14 protein-coding genes are annotated in these 18,989 nt (G+C 46.6%); 13 read left to right on the top strand and 1 reads right to left on the bottom strand.

Features of this window, described 5'->3' with window-relative positions:
• The first annotated feature begins 5 nt into the window (after nt 1–5).
• Both HFD99_RS23875 and HFD99_RS23870 read left to right on the top strand, forming a co-directional pair.
• Nucleotides 6–1,166 carry a rhamnogalacturonan acetylesterase gene (locus HFD99_RS23875; RefSeq protein WP_102997335.1) on the top strand — a complete coding sequence of 387 codons (1,161 nt, stop codon included), beginning with the start codon at nt 6–8 and terminating at the stop codon, nt 1,164–1,166.
• A gap of 116 nt (nt 1,167–1,282) precedes the next feature.
• On the top strand, nt 1,283–1,606 hold the full coding sequence (locus HFD99_RS23870) for an MGMT family protein (RefSeq protein ID WP_016818470.1): 324 nt from the start codon (nt 1,283–1,285) through the stop codon (nt 1,604–1,606).
• Between the two features lie 181 nt (nt 1,607–1,787).
• On the opposite strand, the gene HFD99_RS23865 is transcribed toward HFD99_RS23870, so the two are convergent.
• Nucleotides 1,788–1,976, bottom strand: a complete 189-nt coding sequence (locus HFD99_RS23865) for a hypothetical protein (RefSeq protein WP_019687137.1) — start codon at nt 1,974–1,976, stop codon at nt 1,788–1,790.
• Between the two features lie 318 nt (nt 1,977–2,294).
• On the opposite strand from HFD99_RS23865, the gene HFD99_RS23860 reads away from it, so the two are divergent.
• The 11 genes from HFD99_RS23860 to HFD99_RS23810 all read left to right on the top strand — a co-directional run.
• A complete protein-coding gene (locus tag HFD99_RS23860; RefSeq protein WP_123797157.1) occupies nt 2,295–3,458 on the top strand; it encodes a TolC family protein in 1,164 nt (387 codons plus the stop codon).
• A gap of 13 nt (nt 3,459–3,471) precedes the next feature.
• On the top strand, nt 3,472–4,929 hold the full coding sequence (locus HFD99_RS23855) for an efflux RND transporter periplasmic adaptor subunit (protein ID WP_025364768.1): 1,458 nt from the start codon (nt 3,472–3,474) through the stop codon (nt 4,927–4,929).
• A 6-nt stretch (nt 4,930–4,935) separates the two neighbouring features.
• Nucleotides 4,936–5,655: an ABC transporter ATP-binding protein gene (locus HFD99_RS23850; RefSeq protein ID WP_016818473.1), complete on the top strand. Its 720-nt coding sequence runs from the start codon at nt 4,936–4,938 to the stop codon at nt 5,653–5,655.
• Nucleotides 5,652–6,863, top strand: a complete 1,212-nt coding sequence (locus HFD99_RS23845; protein WP_017428484.1) for an ABC transporter permease — start codon at nt 5,652–5,654, stop codon at nt 6,861–6,863. Before HFD99_RS23850 ends, HFD99_RS23845 begins: the two co-directional genes overlap by 4 nt.
• Nucleotides 6,864–7,102: 239 nt before the next feature.
• A complete protein-coding gene (locus tag HFD99_RS23840) occupies nt 7,103–7,717 on the top strand; it encodes a helix-turn-helix transcriptional regulator (RefSeq protein WP_223822107.1) in 615 nt (204 codons plus the stop codon).
• Between the two features lie 13 nt (nt 7,718–7,730).
• Nucleotides 7,731–8,534, top strand: coding sequence for a pyruvate, water dikinase regulatory protein (locus HFD99_RS23835; RefSeq protein ID WP_016818475.1), 804 nt, complete (start codon nt 7,731–7,733; stop codon nt 8,532–8,534).
• A 217-nt stretch (nt 8,535–8,751) separates the two neighbouring features.
• Nucleotides 8,752–9,729, top strand: coding sequence for a class II fructose-bisphosphatase (gene glpX / locus HFD99_RS23830; protein WP_016818476.1), 978 nt, complete (start codon nt 8,752–8,754; stop codon nt 9,727–9,729).
• 814 nt (nt 9,730–10,543) lie between these two features.
• Nucleotides 10,544–11,368, top strand: coding sequence for a thioesterase II family protein (locus HFD99_RS23825; RefSeq protein WP_019687139.1), 825 nt, complete (start codon nt 10,544–10,546; stop codon nt 11,366–11,368).
• A 212-nt stretch (nt 11,369–11,580) separates the two neighbouring features.
• Entirely contained in the window at nt 11,581–13,410 is a 1,830-nt protein-coding gene (locus HFD99_RS23820; RefSeq protein WP_090891557.1) for an ABC transporter ATP-binding protein, read from the top strand.
• A complete protein-coding gene (locus HFD99_RS23815; RefSeq protein WP_123797158.1) occupies nt 13,385–15,250 on the top strand; it encodes an ABC transporter ATP-binding protein in 1,866 nt (621 codons plus the stop codon). Before HFD99_RS23820 ends, HFD99_RS23815 begins: the two co-directional genes overlap by 26 nt.
• A gap of 51 nt (nt 15,251–15,301) precedes the next feature.
• A partial coding sequence (locus tag HFD99_RS23810; RefSeq protein ID WP_167441020.1) for a non-ribosomal peptide synthetase occupies nt 15,302–18,989 on the top strand: 3,688 nt, incomplete at its 3' end.

Genomic DNA, 18,989 nt, shown 5'->3' with positions numbered 1-18,989 from the left:
GAAGAATGAAGTGGAAAAAAGGATTGACTGGTATGCTTTTAGCAGCCTTTTTATGTGGTGCGCCGGGGCTGGGTATAGCTACCCCGGCACATGCATCAACTGGCGAGTACAAGTTTGATTTTGGCGGGGGTACGGTCGAAACGGGGTATACCGGAGTGAGCGCTTCGCTGTCCTATGACTCTGCACGTGGCTATGGCTTTCGTACCCCTGAGAATATGCGTAATGTCAGTGCATCGGGAACTGGAGTGGCAAGTGATGCGGTACAATTCTTGGCTACAGGTACGAAAAGCGAGAATACTTTCGACGTCGATCTTCCTCCAGGTTTGTATGAGGTGTCGGTTACTTTAGGAAATACTTCTCGTTCGAGTGTTGCGGCCGAAGGGGTGTATCAGGTCATAAATATGACGGGAAATGGGGCCAAGGATCGTTTTCAAATTCCAGTGACAGACGGACAATTAAATCTGCTAGTTACTGAAGGCAAAGAGGGCGCAGTCTTCACACTCAGTGCACTGGAAATCAGGCAATTGTCTAGCAATCCAGTAACGAATCGCACGATTTATATCGGCGGGGATTCTACGGTATGTAACTATTATCCGCTAGATAGCAGTGTGCAGGCAGGATGGGGTCAACTGCTGCCAGAGTTTGTAAACACGAATACTTTTCAAATTCGCAATATGGCGTCAGGGGGCCAGATTGCTAGAGGCTTCCATCACGATGGTCAGTTAGAGGCGATCGTTCAATATATCAAGCCAGGGGATTATTTTATTCTCCAATTAGGCATTAATGACACCAATCCAAAGCATAACGAAAGCGAAGCGGAGTTTAAGGATTGGATGCGGGATATGATTCGGCAGGTGAAGGCTAAGGGGGCGACGGTAATTCTGTCAACACCGCAAGGCCGAGCCACTGACTTTAATGCTAACAATGTACACAACGCTGAAAACAGATGGTATAGAAGCGCTATTTTGGCACTGGCTCAAGAGGAACAAACGCCTTTAGTCGATCTGAATGTTCTTAGTTCAGCTTATTTCACCTCTATTGGCAAAGATGCTACGCTGGCTTTGTATATGAACGGTGATACACTACATCCAAACTTTGCGGGTGCAAGGGAACTGGCGCGATTAGTAGCACAGGATTTGAAGAAGCAGGGTCTGAGTGGATTCTAAATTTCAATGATGGTTTTACCCCTGCTTCTTACAATTGTAGGAGCAGGGGTTTTTGGCCTCTGTTCAGGGTGCTATAATAATGGAAAAAAGCAATAGTAATGCGGAGGAATTAGAACATGCAGCCTTTCACTGCCCGAGTGCTTCAGATTATATTGCTGATCCCTGAGGGAAAAGTAATGACTTATGGTCAAATTGCGGCAGAGGCCGGAAGCCCAAGAGGTGCTAGACAGGTGGTGCGAATTTTGCATACACTGAGCCAAAAACATCGACTTCCATGGCATAGAGTAGTCAACCGCTTGGGAGAGATTGCTTTGCAGGAGGATGAGTCCGCATCCCTGCAGCGCCTGTACTTGGAAGAGGAGGGCATACAGTTTAATGCAAACGGACGTATCCCGCTGGATCAATATCTATATCATCCGCAGACGGAGATGGAAGAATAGGCGAGGAACGAGCAAAGGTGGCATTGTTTTTGAGACACAATACAACACTAGTCTGAATCCTCGCCAAAAAGAGACGGGACAAATCATAGTTTTGATTTGTCCCGTCTCTTTTTAAACTGGCGTATCATGTAGATTAACGAAGGGGGGTATTCATATATAGCACTAGATTTCCCAGTTAAGCTTATCCAATCAGATGCTGCTGGTCACGCTGGGCAAGGTGAAAAGAAATACTGTTCATTAGCGGTATATCATTATTTTTTCGGGCTTCCCGAATGAGTTGTTTCTTTTTTTGATCTGATTCGCGTAGAAAGCGAGTCATCCATAAATCAGACGGTTCGTTAGTAGTTGTCATGCGAGATTCTTTTATCATCTATTAACCCTCCTAGTGAGCGGCTGTTATTCTTTCTCTAGTATATGTTCCAAACCTTAATAGATGCTGTTAGTTTCCTTAAAATTAGCTGAAATTTAGGTAAAGTTCAGGTAAAAACAGATTAAATCTATGTCTGGTGGGGTGTAAAGTAGTTTACAACGAGTAATCTGGCAGCAAAGGTTACAAAAATGTATTGTTTTGACACCTTGTACCAACATAAACCTAAAAGTACAATTAGATTGCGAAGAATTCGTGGAAATTTATGTCGAAAAGAATGGAAAAGATTCGAAGATGCACCGAAAGGGGAGAAATTCATTTATGAAGCAAAAAGCGGCTGCCGTGCTGCTTGTATTGTCCTTTTCTACAGGCTTGGTCACCACTGTACAGGCTGACAGTCCATCAGGAAGCATGTCAGCAAATATGTCAGTTAATTCATCTGCTACGGCTACGTCAAAGACATCATCCGTAACGGGACAGGCTCTACCTCCATTAACGCTTAAGCAGGCAGTGGAATGGGCACAGACGAACAGCTACAATACGCGTACCGCCGAGCGGGATGTAGAGCGCCGTAGACTTGAACTGAAAAATGCCGAAAAGGAGCTGGGTAATTCACCTATCGATTATATAGACAATGAGTATGTTGATAATGAAACGTCCTGGAGGAATTACAGTTCCTCGACACTATCCTATCTAGCCAGCAAAAAGCAGGCGCAATATGCCAAAGACCAGATTTATTTTAATGTAATGAAAAGCTACCAAAGTGTGTTTGTAGCAGAGAATCAGGTGAAAAATGATCTGGAGGCGCTTGAAATCGCCCAAGCGGAGGAAAAGATTGCACTTGCCAAATTTGCGCGAGGCAAGTTGTCTGAATATGCGAAAAACGAGAGTATACAGGCCAGAGTCCAGGCGGAGCAAGCAGTCGAGCAGGGAAAAATTGCGTTGCAAAAATCCAGGGATGCTCTGAACTTCCTCATGGGACAGCCTAACGGAACAGCCTATGAAATGGTGGATCGACCCGTGTACAAGGAACCGAAGAAGCTGGATATTGAATTACATATACAACAGCTGACAGACATGAATCCGAATTTATGGAAGCTGGAGGATAGTATCAAAACTTCGGAACTCAATGTGAGATATTTTGATTTTAATAACGGTGCAGGTGCTTACGATCTAGCTAAAATGGATGTTGATACAGCTAAGGAGGAGCTCGCCAAAGGTCAAAAGGATTTTGCTGAATCACTCCGCAATTTGTATGCCACGGTTAAGGAAAACCAAAAGAAATACGTACAACTGGAAGAAAGCTTGCGTACAGCAAAAGAAGCCTTGGAGTTATCACACAAAAAGTGGGCCAGAGGTCTAATTATTGAGATGGAATTGAAAAACAACCAGTTGAAAGTAAACCAGATTGAACGGCAAATGGAAGAGCTGGCGATCGAGTTGGATCAAAATGAGTATACGTTGAACAAGCCATGGAGCACATAGGGAGGAAAAGGCGTTGGCAGAAACGGTTTTAAATGATGCTTTAATCAAGCTACGGAGAAAACGGAGAAAAAAGTGGATCTGGACTGCGATTTTTTTGCTGGTTGTAGGCGGAGGCGGAGCAGCAGTATATCTGAATATGCCCAAAGAGCAGGCAGCACCTGTAGTTCAGGACGAGACGTTTAAAGTAGAGCGCGGCGATGTGAGCGAGAAGCTGGACACGTCCGGCACCGTGCAAGCATCCAAGGAAGTGAAGCTGAACTTTACGAGTGCAGGCGATAACAAGCTGGCTGCGGTGAACGTGAAAGCCGGGGACAAGGTCAAAAAAGGGCAAGTGCTGGCGCTTCTGGACAGTTCAGAAATTAAAATGCAAATACAAAGTGCGTCTGATTCTTTGGAAATATCCAAATCCAAACTGGCTGAATTGGAGAAGGGTCCGAAGGCGGAGGATATTGAAATTCAGAAAACAAATGTACTTCGGGCCAAAATGGCTGTCGATACAGCGCAAGAATCATTTGAGCTGGAAGAAGCCGAAAGTCAGAAGAAAGCTTCCAAAAAGCAGTTGGAGCAGGCACGGAAGGCATATGAAGACCAAAAGTTTTTACACGATGCCGGGGCAGTATCCAATAGTGAATTGGAGCAGGCTGAGCAAGCATTGGATAAAGCACAAACGGACTATGATAATCTAGATTTACAGTTCCGCAAAATTATGTCGCAAAAACGTCGCACCATTTCAGAGGCTGAAATTGGCTACCGTGCTGCAATGGCTGAGCTTCACAAGACTCAGGTTCCGGCTGATGCATCGAGTATTCAATCCTCACGGATAGAGGTTCGAAGACTGGCAACTGAGTTGGAGCAGAAAAAAAATGAGTTAAACAAGCTTCAGGTCACGGCGCCGTGGGACGGAGTGATTTTAAAGGTGAACGGGGATGTAGGGACCAGTCCGACGGCTCCATTTATTGTAATGAATAACTCGGATTCCAACGACCTTAAGGTAGTTGTGAAGGTAAGTCAGACCGACATTGTCAAGGTCAAAAAGGGGCTTACGGCTGTGTTGACGACCAATGCATATCCGGGTGAATCGTTTCCAGGCAAGGTGCAATTTGTCTCACCGGAAGCCTCTACGGATGAAGGGATGACGACGTATTTGATGGAGATGTCTGTACATGACCCGAAAGGTAAGCTAAAAACAGGCATGATTATGAATGTGGCCGTTATTTTGGGAGTACACAAAAATGTACTGTTCGTTCCTGCGACTGCACTGAGATCCGAAGGAGGCCAGGATGGCGTGTATGTTTCTGCTAACGCTGCGAATCCCGGGGCACGCACATTTAAGCCCGTAGAACTCGGATTTTACACGCCAGACCGAGTAGAGCTTAAATCCGGTGTAAAGGAGGGGGACACGATTGTTGTGCCTGCTCCTGAACCTCCGCCAGATCCTTCCGCAATGGGCGGCATGCAGGGGGGCTTTTAAACGGGCATGAGATATGTTATTCAGATTGAGGGTTTGAAAAAAGTGTACCATGTCGGAGATCAGGAAATTCATGCTCTGCGTGAGGTTCAACTTGATATTGCTGACGGTGATTTTGTTGCGATTATGGGACCGTCTGGTTCAGGCAAGTCCACGATGATGAATGTTATCGGCTGTCTGGATTTACCTACGTCAGGACAATTTTATTTGGATGGATATTCGATCTTAGATGCCCGCGAGGATGAACTGGCTATTATACGTAATCAGAAAATCGGATTTGTATTTCAAAAATTCCATTTGCTTCCGCGATCAACAGCTTTGGAGAATGTGGAACTGCCTATGATCTATGCGGGGGTTTCTGCCAAGGAGCGTCGTTTGCGAGCCATGGATGCCCTCACTAGCGTAGGTCTAGGCGACCGGATGAACAACAGGCCAAACGAATTGTCAGGCGGTCAGCAGCAACGGGTATCCATTGCACGGGCACTTGTGAACAATCCGGTTATTCTCTTGGCGGATGAACCGACAGGAGCTTTGGACTCCAAAACAAGTGTGGAAATCATGGGGATTTTTCAGCGTCTGAACGATCAGGGGAAAACGGTTGTACTGGTTACTCATGATCAGGAGGTTGCGGAATACGCCAAGCGTCTGATTCATTTTCGAGATGGGCGGATTGAAAAGGATCAGCCTGTTGAGAAACGAAGAATGGCGGCAGAGGAAGTGAAGGCATGAAATTTCAGGAAATTATTCGTGTATCACTCAATAGTTTGCGAACCAATATGCTGCGATCCTTGCTGACCATGGTGGGCATTATTATCGGAGTGGCCGCCGTGATTGCGATTGTAGCCATCGGTAAAGGATCAACCGCTACAATTACATCGCAGATCAATAGTATGGGAAATAATCTGCTGATGATCTATCCTTATGCTCCATATGATGGGTCCAGCTCCATGTCGTTTAATCAGACGAAAGGAATATCTCTGGAGGATATCGAGGCGCTAGAGCAGCAAAAAGCAGTCGCAGAGGTAGCACCAAGTGCGATGACCAGTGCAGATATTACGTGGAGTCGCAATAAGGTCAGCGGGCAAATTGAGGGGACTTCGCTGGCATTTGTCCATGTGAGAAAGCTGTCGCTAGCTCAGGGCAGGTCGTTTACTCACTATGAAGTGGATAAACGGATGAATGTGGCTGTGCTGGGGAGTGATGCAGCCCGTAATATTTTTGGCCCGGATGCCTCCAGGGCAGTCGGTGAGACCATCATGATCAAGCAGTTGCCTTTTAAGGTGGTTGGTGTGCTGACCAATTCCAATTCCAATATGAGCAACAGCGGGCAGCAGGTATATGTACCGATTACAACTGGAATGGAACGGCTGGGCAATATGAGCATTCAGCAGGTGAATGCCTCTGCAACAACGGAGGACAGGATTGATCAGGCAAGTGCTGAAATCCGTCAGGTGCTGCGTGCCAGACATGAGCTAAAGCCATCAGAGGGCGATGATTTTCAAATCATGACCCAGACGGAAATCTTAAAAACAGTGTCTGGGGTTGACCGGGTTATGAATATGCTGCTGATCGGTGTAGCTGCAATTGCGCTCGGTGTTGGCGGTGTTGGTATTATGAATATTATGCTGGTGTCCGTCACGGAGCGTACAAGGGAGATCGGAATTCGCAAAGCGATTGGTGCGCAGCGCAGTGATATTATGCTGCAGTTTGTGGCTGAGGCTGTTTTTCTTAGTCTAATGGGTGGACTAGTCGGTGTAATGGTGGGTCTTGGGGGTGCAAAGCTGCTTGAGAAATTCGTCCAAATGCCGATTGTGTATTCGATAGAGCCAGTGTTGTACTCTTTTCTGTGCTGCATGGGAGTCGGCGTACTGTTTGGAGTATATCCGGCGCGCAAGGCTTCGAAGCTGCGTCCGATTGATGCTTTAAGATACGAATAGGAAAGCGGGTGCTTTGCCTTACTCGAAAGAGGGGGGATAAAGCACCCGTTTTTTGTATGGAATAAGTGTTTTAAATGATAAAAAAACATGAATAACCACTTTAATTTTATATATGTGATGTTTTATATGCTTTTTTTAGGTTGATTTATTATTATATATGACGTATTATATTCAATATCAGATCGCAAGCAAAAAAAGGAGGGGCGTTCATCATCGACCTTACGGCAAGACAAGTAGAAATTTTAAACATCGTACAAAAGCATGCCCCGATAACGGGTGACCAGATTGCGGAAATGCTTAATCTCAGTAAGGCGACCATTCGGACCGACCTATCCAAATTGGGCATTCTGAATTACATAGATGCTAAGCCCAAGGTCGGTTATTTTGTTGGAAAGCGGGGCACGCCGAACCGGGAGGAAAAATTCCGGCTTTTGCAAATGAAAGTCGGTGATCTTCACGGGGTTCCAGTCATCGTACGTGAAACAACCACAATTCAGGAAGCTGTCGTAGCTCTATTTTTGGAAAATGTGAGCAATTTGATCGTCACCGATGAAGACGGAGATTTGGCAGGGGTGGCTTCCCGCAAGGATTTACTCAAGGTAACGTTAGGCAATCCCAATGCAGCAACCATTCCTGTCAGTCTTGTGATGACCCGGCAGGCGAATGTGGTCACTGTTTCCCCAGAGGATACCGTACTAGAGGCAGCACGCAAAATTATTGCTCGTCAAATCGACAGCCTGCCTGTCGTCGTCCCTTCGGATTCTGACAAACCAGGAGAGCACTGGAAAGTCGTGGGACGTATTACAAAAACAAATATTATTAAAATGTTGCTCGATATGGTAGCAGAGGATTAATGGGAGGAATCGAATGGTTCAGGCGAGCAGTCATTTTATAGCGATCTGTTCAGACTCGATTGGCGAGACGGCAGAAGCTGTCGTACAGGCGACCATGCGCCAATTTGAGTTACCAGACACAGAGATCAAAAGATTTATGAACGTGAGGGATGAAGACGAGCTGAGTCGGGTAATGGAGGAAGTTGCCGAGCGTAAAGGCTTTGTAGCTTATACGCTGGTACAGCCGGAATTGAGAGAGGCGATGAAAGAAGAGGCTGTCCGGCTGAATGTGCGGGCTGTCGATATTATGGGACCGATGATGCAGGCGTTTGCCGATACGTTTCATAACGATCCCAAAGAGAAGCCTGGTCTACTGCACCGACTGGACGACAACTATTTTCGGCGTGTAGAGGCACTGGATTTTGCAGTTCAATACGATGATGGCAAAGATGTGAGCGCCATTCTCAAAGCAGATATAGTATTGCTTGGAGTATCACGTATTTCCAAAACTCCTTTATCCATGTTTCTCGCACATAAAGGTTATAAAACAGTCAACATTCCGGTTGTACCGGAGCTTACACCGCCTGTTCAGTTGAAGGATGTTCAGCATGGCCGAGTATTCGGATTGACGATCCAGCCGGAGCTGCTGTTGAAAATACGCAGTGAACGACTAAAGGTTATGGGGCTTCCTAATAATGTGCAATATGCCACAGCGACAAGGGTGGAAGAGGAAATCGCGTATGCGCAGTCTTTGTTTAAAGAGCTGAATTGTCCGGTCATTGATGTTACAGATAAAGCCATTGAAGAGACAGCAGGCTTGATTATCAGAATGTTATAGAAGCGAAACAACTTAGAAGCAGCGCTTATAAAGAAAATATAATTACGGGATACAGGAGTGTAAATATAAAAGGCAGCAAAGCTGCTCTAAAGATAAGGATCGGCCGTAGGATATAGGAGATTATATAAAAATATAAATAAAATGGCAGCAAAGCTGCCCTGAAAATATTTATTTGCCAGTAGGTAATATCATTTTTAGGAGAGGTGGAGGGATAGGTATGGAGAGTCAAATGGCATTGGAATTCGTTCGGGTAACAGAGGCAGCGGCACTGCAATCGGCACAATGGACAGGGCGTGGAGATAAGAATAGCGCGGACGAGGCGGCAACAGTAGCCATTCGTACTCATTTTAATGCGGTATCCATGGACGGCACGGTCGTGATTGGCGAAGGCGAAATGGATGAGGCTCCCATGCTGTATATCGGGGAGAGAGTAGGCAATCGCAGAGGGCCAGCCATGGACATAGCTGTTGATCCTCTCGAAGGGACGGAAACGGTGGCGAACGGTTTGAATAACGCACTGTCGGTCATTGCTGCTGCACCTCGTGGTAGTCTACTACACGCTCCGGATATGTACATGCAAAAATTAGCTGTTGGTCCGGCATTGGCTGGAAAGCTGTCACTAGAGGACACGATCCCGACTACATTGTCAAAAGCAGCGCGCATACTGGGGAAATCCTTGTCCGATCTTACGGTGTCCATTCTGGATCGTGCACGGCATGCCGGGATCATTCAGCTTCTGCGGGAAAGCGGCGTTCGGATCAAGCTGCTTGGTCATGGGGATGTGATGGGTGCAATTGAAACCTGCCTGGACAGCGGTGTAGATTTGCATATCGGCTCTGGCGGCGCTCCTGAGGGTGTATTGGCAGCGGCCGCGCTGAAATGCATGGGCGGAGAAATACAGGGCCGCTTGCTGCCTCATGGAGAAGAAGAGATTGCACGTTGCAAACGCATGGGTATTACTGATCCAGGGGCGTTGCTGTCGATGGAGGACATGGTCGGACGCCAAGGCGTGATGTTTGTCGCTACAGGCGTGACGCCTGGTGAGTGGTTGCAGGGGGTTCGTTCTCTGCCTGGTCACAGAGCTGAAACCCATTCAGTTGTAATGCATTCAGATACAAAAACGATTCGTTTCGTGCGAAGTATTCATCATACTGCTGATTCTTCCGGTACGCTCGCGGCAGCGGCATCCTCTTGAAATTTGAAGTCAAGACTTCCCTCGCTGGTGAATTCAATCATAATAAACTTATAAAACAGCAAGTCTCTGACTAAAGGGAGACTTGCTGTTTGCTGTTACTGTTTTTGGGGGATGAAAGAGTAAAATCAAGGATATAAATTTCTAAAAAACAGGTACTTATGAAGTAAAATTGAAAAGTTTCTATTAGGCTTGAAAAGAAAAAAACATAGCTTTGGAAGCGAAAAAATCAATTCGAACTAATTTTTTTTAGACGAAGAGTCAAAAAAAATTATGCATAATATAGTTCTTTAGAACTACTTAAAAACCCGGTTTATTAAAAATTTAAAGAGTTATTAATTTTGGTTTGTGTGTGTTTTTTTTAAATTAGTTCCATTATATAGGAGGTTGAAGGTGGGCGCGGAAAAAGGCGGAATTTGTCGGATGATATCAGGTTGAATTTGTTACATTTATGTTAATGGCATGTAAAGATAAAATTGTTATAGGATAAGGGGTTTGGGCGTAATTGTAAATCATAATGATTTTAGTTTTACAATGTTCGTGAAAATGTGAAATTATGTTTTAGGCTAGATTTACAGATCATGATGGGCAGATAATGAGCGAAAAAGTCAAATTGTTGTTTTTGTAGTTTGGAAACAAATAGCATAATATGGATTTTGTTTTATTTTTATGAAGTCTAGTAATTTAGCCCTTTTGTCCCGTGTCAAGCCGTTTTAAAGTTTGTATATTTAAAAAAGCTAGAAAGTGTTGGAAGAAAAAAAGAGATATAAGGATTTACTGTAAAATTATGAACTGCATAGAGGATGGAGGAATTCATATGACGACTCGATCACAATCTTGGTTCGCTAAAACAGAGGCCCAACCGACTGCGAAGCTCCAACTATTCTGCTTCCCCTACGCCGGTGGTGGTGCTTACATATTTAACTCTTGGAAGTCCAGGCTCGCGCCTGATATTACTGTGTTGCCAATACAACTCCCAGGACGTGAGAGCCGCTCCACTGAAGCTCCAATGGAAACCCTTCAAGACATCGTCCAATCGTTGGTTCCCGCTATGGCTCCATACATACATAAGCCATTTGCCTTTTTTGGGCACAGTATGGGGGCACTGATCGCATTTGAAACAGCGCGGCAGTTATACAGCAAAGCTGGAAAACTACCTGTGCATATCATCGTATCTGGTAAATCCGCTCCTCAACTTCCATACTCCAAGAAACGGCTCCATAATTTAGCAGACGATTCTTTCACCGAAGAGCTTCGTTTGATGCAGGGCACCCCCGAAGAGGTGCTGCAAAATGCAGAATTGATGCAAATTATTATGCCTCGTCTGCGTGCAGATTTTAAGGTATGTGAAACTTATGTTTATCAGCCGGGAGATCCACTGGCATGCCCGATGACGGTTTTAGGGGGAACGAGGGATTTTGAGGTTAGCACAGATTCACTTCGTGCCTGGCAGCAGCATACGATGTCACCTATGGATGTCCGGATGTTCGAAGGCAATCACTTTTTCATCCATGAACAAGAGCAAGAGGTTATGAGCGCAGTCGAGGACATTCTCTCCGCATCCTCGCCGATGGCCCACGCTGCGGCAGCTCATACAACTTACAACACAAGCACTCCACAACCACGATTCAGGCAGAGTTGAATGTCCCACACATCACGATACACTTCGTTATCACCATCTCAGCAATAACCGATAAAACCACCCACCATGATGCATTTTCCAGCGTAGATTAAAATCCAATTTTTCTGTACAGGCCCTCATCATTTCAGACACAGAGTTTACTTCAATGACGTCCATCGCCAATCTAAAAAGTTCGCACTGCTAAAGTGTGGCAATGAAAAAGAGGGATGCCTTTGTTTCGATCAAATTCTGCTTTTCGGAGACTCACACGTTATATAAAGCCTTATAATCTTTGGGTTTTTATAGCCGTGATTTCCTCCTTGTGTTTGGCAGCTATTGACATTATTTTGGGTAAGGCCATAGAGCAAATGGCACAGGGAACATTCTCCTCCACCCAGAACATGATCTATCTAGTTGTTGGTATGACGGTAATTGGAATGCCTTGTAAGTTTGTGATGAGGTACGCTTCGGCACGTTTTAGTGTTAGTGCCCTGCGCGACTTGAGAGGCGATCTCGTACATAAGTTTTATGATTTACCTGTTTCCAGCGTGGAGAGCAAGTTCACCGGAGATTTGGTATCCCGTCTAACAAACAATACGGCGCTGTTGCAGAACTTTTTTATCCAGCAGTTTGCTAATCTGTTTTATTTGCCACTTGTGTTTACGGCATCCTTAACGTTGCTTTTACTGACAAGCTGGAAACTGGTTTTGGCAAGTCTTGCGCTTATGCCTGTAGGAATGATCATAACCTCACTGATGAGCAAGCCAATTGAGAAATACTCCAAGGAGCTTCAGGAGAAAATTGCTCATTTGAACGCGGTGGGACAGGATGCGATCGGAGGAATTCCTATCGTCAAGGCATTTAATATGCAGGCTGTGCTGTTGAAGAAGTATATGGTGATTACGGAGGAGGTCATCAAGCGCGGATTGCGGCTAGAAAAACGCTATGCGTTCATAACTCCAGTAGGTGTGATGATGCTGGCAACACCGATTATTTTGGTCATTGTGTACGGTGGATATTTGATTCAACAAGGTGAGTTGAATGCTGGTGGCATTGTCCTTTTTTTATATCTTATTTCGTTCATATTGCAGCCTGTTGCCATGCTGCCGACGATCATTTCGCAAATGAAGGAAGCGGGGGGAGCAGCGAAGCATTTGTTTGAGGTGCTGGATTGGCCAGATGAGCGGCAAGACGGGAAAATCACTTCAATAAGCCAAGATCTCAAGGAAGACGATGCAGAAAGCAAGGACGACATTCCTGTAGTCAGCTTTGAGCATTTAACCTTTGGCTACAACGAAGGGAACACGGTGCTGAAGGAGATTAGCTTCCAGGTAGGACAAGGAGAAACGGTAGCGATTGTTGGGGCCAGCGGTGGCGGTAAAAGCACAATCTTCAAGCTGCTTTGCGGATTTAATGAACCTGGAGAGCATGCCGGAACCGTTCAATTGTTTGGTAAGAATTTAACAGATTGGAACCTAACAAGCCTGCGTAGCCATATTTCGATGGTATCTCAGGAACCGTCGCTTTTTCCGGCCACTATTGCAGAAAATATCGGATATGGACGTCTGGAGGCGACCCGGAAAGAAATTGTCGAGGCGGCGAAAGCGGCACATGCGCATGACTTTATTGTTCAGCTACCCGAGGGCTATGAAACTCTGTTGAGCGAACGGGGAGGCGGATTGTCTGGAGGACAAAAGCAGCGTATTTCTATAGCAAGAGCATTGCTGAAAAATGCTCCGCTGCTTCTACTGGACGAGCCGACTTCAGCACTCGATAGCCAGTCGGAGGCTCAGGTACAGATTGCAATGAATGCAGCAATGCAAAACCGGACGGTACTGGTCATAGCTCATCGACTGTCAACTGTACGCCAGGCGAACCGCATTATCGTACTTGATCAGGGGAGCATTGTGGAATCGGGTACACATGAGGAATTACTAGGCCGTGATGGTGTGTACCGAAAGCTGTATTTGCAAAATTTTGAAGGACAGCAAACGGAGGAAAACGGGTATTCACTGCCTGAGGAAAGGAGTGAGCGTCGTGACCTTCAAGCAGGGGTTTTATGAATCTAAGCAATTGATGTCCCTGATGAAGCCGCATCGAAAATGGTATTTTACGGGGTTGGTTGGCAACAGTCTGACCAATGCCAGCATCACAATTTTGCTTTCTTTTGTGGTGCATTATTTGCTGAATTTTGCGGTTAATGGCGATGTACAGGAGCTGTACCGAGCGGTCTATTTGGTCAGCGGCACATTTTTGGCGTTAAGTCTTATTTCCCCAGTGTGCAGCTATATGTATAAACGATGTGTCAAGCTCGCAATTGCCGATGTACGAATGAAACTATTCGGTCATGTTGTCAAGCTATCGTATGAAAAAGCTGAAAAACACCATTCGGGTAATCTTGTTTCCCGCATGACAAACGATGTCCAAACGCTGGAGCAGGCTTACACCGTTCATATTCGCTCGATTATACTGGAAACTTCGCTTTTCTTAGGCTCATTAGTCATTCTGATGGTGCTGGATTGGCGATTTGGGATTATGGCGGTTCTACTAGGACTAGCTTCAGCCTGGATAAATGCTCATTTTGCGAAGAAAATGCGACAGACGAGTGAAGAATTACAGGGACGGATGAGCAGGTTCACGGAACGATTGAGTGATTTGCTTTCTGGTTTACAGACGGTGAAGTTATTTGGGTTAAGGACAAAAGTGGGTGGACTTTGCAACGATGCAAGCGAGGACATAAATCGCATCAGTATCCGACAGGGACGTCATATGGGACTGCAGGATATGTGTAATTTTGTTATTGAATTTATTACGCTGGGCGGTGTGCTTGTTGCTGGATTGATCTTGGTTTCGCAGAAGCAAATGGAGCTCGGAGTTTTGGGACAGATTGTGCAGCTGCAAACGGGTATTTCAACGGTATTTTTGGAGCTGGGGGCAGCTGTATCCCTGTTACAAAACTCTTTGGCAGGCTTGGCGCGTATCCGCGAAATCTTGAATGAGTCGAAGGAAGAGGAACAGTTCCCCGCGGCGAAACAGAAGGGATCAGTAACCGGGCTTATCGATCCAGAGGTGTCAGCTTCATCAGCCCGTGAACCTAAGGAATCCTATGACGGTGTCGAGACTGTGGATTCAGACCTCTCTATTGAACAGACTGCTGCTGCGCTGGAGCTACACAATATCACCTTTGGCTATCAGCCAGACTGTCCAACGCTGCGAAGATTGAACTTGGTCGTGCCAGAAGGGCAGGTAACCGCGATTGTCGGTCCGAGTGGTGGTGGGAAAAGCACTGTGATGAAGTTGTTGCTGGGATTTTACCCACCGGATGAAGGTGTGCTGCGGGTTCGCGGCCGCTTGGCAGAAGAATTTCGGTTGGATGAGGTCAGGGATTTAATGGCCTATGTACCACAGGAGGCTACACTGTTCCACGGTACAGTAGCAGACAATATCCGCTTCGGCTCACCGGATGCCACGGATGAGGAAGTAGAGGTTGCGGCCAAAACAGCCTATGCCAGCGGCTTCATAGCTGAGCTTCCGGAGGGTTATGACACGATTGTCGGTGAACGCGGAGCCAATTTGTCCGGGGGTCAAAGACAGCGAATCGCGATTGCCCGTGCTCTGCTCAAAAATGCGCCGATTTTGCTGCTGGATGAAGCCACCTCGGCCCTGGATGCAGAGTCGGAATATGAAGTTCAGCAGGGCTTAGATGAGCTGATGAAGGATCGTACGACATTAGTTATTGCCCATCGATTGTCTACGATTGAGAGGGCGGATACGATCTGTGTTCTTGCCGATGGCGAGCTCAAAGAACAGGGAACTCATGACCAGCTCCTTGCTGAGGGTGGTCATTATGCGGAGCTGTATGAGCTTCAGTTTCGAAAGCATCCAGAGGAACAAACCGCATAAATATGCGAATTTTCTTTTTACCAAATATCTATTTTGCGAGGAGAGAGACGGATGACACAGCAAGATGTTCAATTGTTTTCCTTAAGCCAGCCACAGCAACGTATTTGGTATACGGAGCTTTTGTATCCTCATCGGAACACTTCAACCATTATCGGTACTGTAAAAATCAGAGGAACTGTTCGTATAGATGCATTGCAGCAAGCAATGAACCGAGTGATTGCCCAAAACGATTCTTTCCGTATCAAAATCACTGCTCAGGATGGAATCCCATATCAATATGTAGAGCCGTTTACAGCGGAAAATATTGAAACGCTTCAAGTAACCCCGGAAGAAGCGAATGAATGGTTAAAGCGCCATAATCCACAACCGTTCTCATTGTTGGATTCGCAGCTGTACCGATTTGTTATTTTACAGCTAGGGGCAGAAGAAACCTGGTTCAATTTTAAAATGCATCATATTATTTCGGACGGCGTGTCCATGAATCAGGCCATTAATGAAATCACTGGACATTATATGGATATTGTGCATGGTACAGGTCAGGATGCACCGACCAAAGGCAATCCTTATCTAGAGTTTATTCAGGTAGAGCAAAGCTATGAGCAATCTGATCGCTATCAAAAGGACAAGACGTATTGGACGGAAAAGTTTGCTGATTTGCCAGAGACCACAGGCTTAAAATCATATAACCCGCTGACACTGAGCACAGCTGCACGCCGGGAGAGTTTTATAATGAAGCATGAATTGTATCGTGGTGTTACGGCTTTTTGCGAGGAACATAAAATCAGTATTTTCACGTTCTTCCTGGCGGCTCTGTATATTTATTTGCATAAAGTGACGGGTGAGCAGGACTTAACCGTAGGGACTCTCTATGCCAACCGTACGTCTAAGAAAGAAAAGGATACCATCGGCATGTTCGTCAGCACCGTGGCTACTCGTCTGTTGGTCGAACCGGAATCCGAACTGCTGGCCTTCTTGCAGGGTGTAGGGAAGGAGCAGGCGTCCATTTTGCGGCATCAGCGTTACCCGTACAACAAAATTATTCAAGATTTACGCGAACAGCAAAGCAGTCTGGACATCCAGCGTCTATTTGGGGCATCTATTCAGTACCGTACCTTGAGTTTCTCCCGTTTTGATGAAGCGATTCAGCAGGTGGATAACGATTTCTGCGGAGATACAGTGAATGACTTCGATATTCACATGGTTGAAATGCTGGATGACGATAGACTCGTATTATACCTGGATTATCGTATCGAGCTGTTTAGTGAGCAGGAAATTGCTCGAATTATTCAACAATTTTTGAGTGTGGCGGAGCATATGGTACAGGGTCCACACAAGCGGATACAGGAATTGTCGCTGATCAGTGAGGAAGAACGTGCGGAAATCGTCGACGTATTCAATGCTACAGCAGTGGAATACCCATACGAAGCAGGCATTCATGAGCTGTTTGAGGAACAGGCGGCACGTACACCGAATCAGACAGCAGTTGTGTCTGGGAACGCTCATTTAACTTATGGCGAATTGAATGTAAAAGCCAATCGGCTGGCTCACACGCTGCGCGGGAACGGTGTTACCGTTGAGCGAACTGTAGGTATCGTTGCTGAGCGTTCCGTAGATATGATCGTCGGCATGCTGGCGATTCTCAAAGCGGGCGGCGCATATGTGCCGATTGACCCTGATTATCCGGCTGAACGTGTGCGCTACCTATTGGAAGATTCGGGAGCGGAGTTGCTGCTGGTGCAGCATGCGAAACAGCAACCGGAGGATTACACCGGAATTGTGCTGGATCTGAGCGATGCCGCTGTGTACGGGGCAGAGAATAATCAAGATGCAAATAACATACATGGGGAACAAAACGAAGCTAGTCATGCAGATTTTACCTATTATTCAAATCTGAAAAATGACCTTTTAAAGGAATCTTCTTCGTCTGTCGTAGACAGTACTACTGGAGCACATCCATTTGGTAATCGACTTGCCTATCTTATGTACACTTCGGGTACGACCGGACAGCCTAAAGGGGTTATGGTAGAACACCGCAATGTTGTGCGCTTGGTGAAAAATACAAACTATGCGCAATTGGGTGCTGACACTTGCATTTTGCAAACCGGCGCCGTTGTCTTTGACGCGTCCACCTTCGAAATTTGGGGTTCGTTGCTGAATGGAGGACAGCTTGTACTGGTAAGTCAGGATGTTATTTTGGACGCTCCGAAGCTCAAGGAAGCTGTCCGCAGCCATGGTATTACAACAATGTGGCTGACTGCGCCACTCTTTAACCAGCTATCCCAGCAGGATCTGGAGTTGTTTGAGGGGGTACAAGAACTGTTGGTCGGCGGTGATGTGCTGTCCGTACCGCACATTAACCGGGTGCTTGAGGCTCATCCGTCCCTACGGATTATCAATGGCTATGGCCCGACGGAAAATACAACTTTTTCTACAACTCATGCGATTGCTGGCGTGCAATCGGAAGCAGTGCCGATCGGGCGTCCGATCCACAACTCCACAGCGTATGTCGTAGACCGTTCCATGCAACTTCAGCCTGTGGGGGCATGGGGTGAACTGATCGTCGGCGGCGACGGGGTGGCACGTGGCTACCGGAATCGTCCTGATTTAACAGCTGAAAAGTTCATAGATAGTCCGTTCCGCAGTGGAGAGCGTTGCTACCGTACAGGCGATTTGGTTCGCTGGAATGAGGACGGGACGTTGGAATACAAAGGACGGATCGACGCGCAAGTGAAAATCCGTGGCTACCGGATTGAATTGGGCGAGGTGGAAGCGCAGCTGTTGAAGCTGGAGGCGGTGCAAGAAGCCGTCGTCATTGCACGTGAGGATGAGCAGGGACAAAAACAGCTTTGCGCATATGTGGTCACCCTTGCGGATATTACGGCAAGTGAGCTACGAAGCGCCTTGAGCCAGGAATTGCCAGGTTACATGGTGCCGTCGTATTTTGTACAGATGGAGCAATTGCCGTTGACACCGAATGGCAAGGTGGATCGGCGGGCGTTGCCACAGCCGGAGGGAAGCGTGGATTCCGGCGAGGATTATGTAGCCGCCCGTAATGAGGTAGAGCGGATATTGGTATCGGTATGGCAATCTGTACTGGGTATCGAACAAATTGGTGTACTGGATAACTTCTTCCATTTGGGAGGCGACTCGATTAAGGCCATCCAGGTGTCTTCGAGATTGCTGCAAAATGGTTACAAGCTGGAAATGAGAGAACTGTTCCAGTATCCAACGATTGCTGAGCTGAATGGACGGGTGCAGCGGGTGACCCGCGTGTCCGATCAAGGAGAAGTCAGAGGAAACGTGGCCTTGACACCGATTCAGCACTGGTTTATTGAACAGCAGCCATCTAATCCTGAGCACTATAACCAGGCTCTGATGCTGCACCGTGAGGATCGTTTGGACGAAACGGCGCTTCATCAAACCTTGCAACGCATTGTCGAGCATCATGATGCTTTGCGCATCGTATTCCGCCAAAATGCAGAGGGTGGTTATGAAGCATGGAACCGTGGCGTGCAAGAAGGAGAGCTGTATAACCTCGAAGTGGTGGATTATACCCAGGAGTCTGACTTTGCCCATTTGCTGGAGAGCAAAGCTAGCGAAATTCAAAGTAGCATCCATCTACATGAAGGACCGCTGGTGAAGCTGGGTCTGTTCCGTTGCACCGATGGAGACCATTTGTTGGTAGCGATCCACCATTTGGTGGTCGACGGCGTGTCTTGGCGTATTTTGCTGGAGGATC

This window comes from Paenibacillus sp. EKM301P, from assembly GCF_011800295.1.
Lineage (GTDB): Bacteria > Bacillota > Bacilli > Paenibacillales > Paenibacillaceae > Paenibacillus > Paenibacillus polymyxa.
This window is presented reverse-complemented; position numbering and strand designations above follow the sequence as displayed.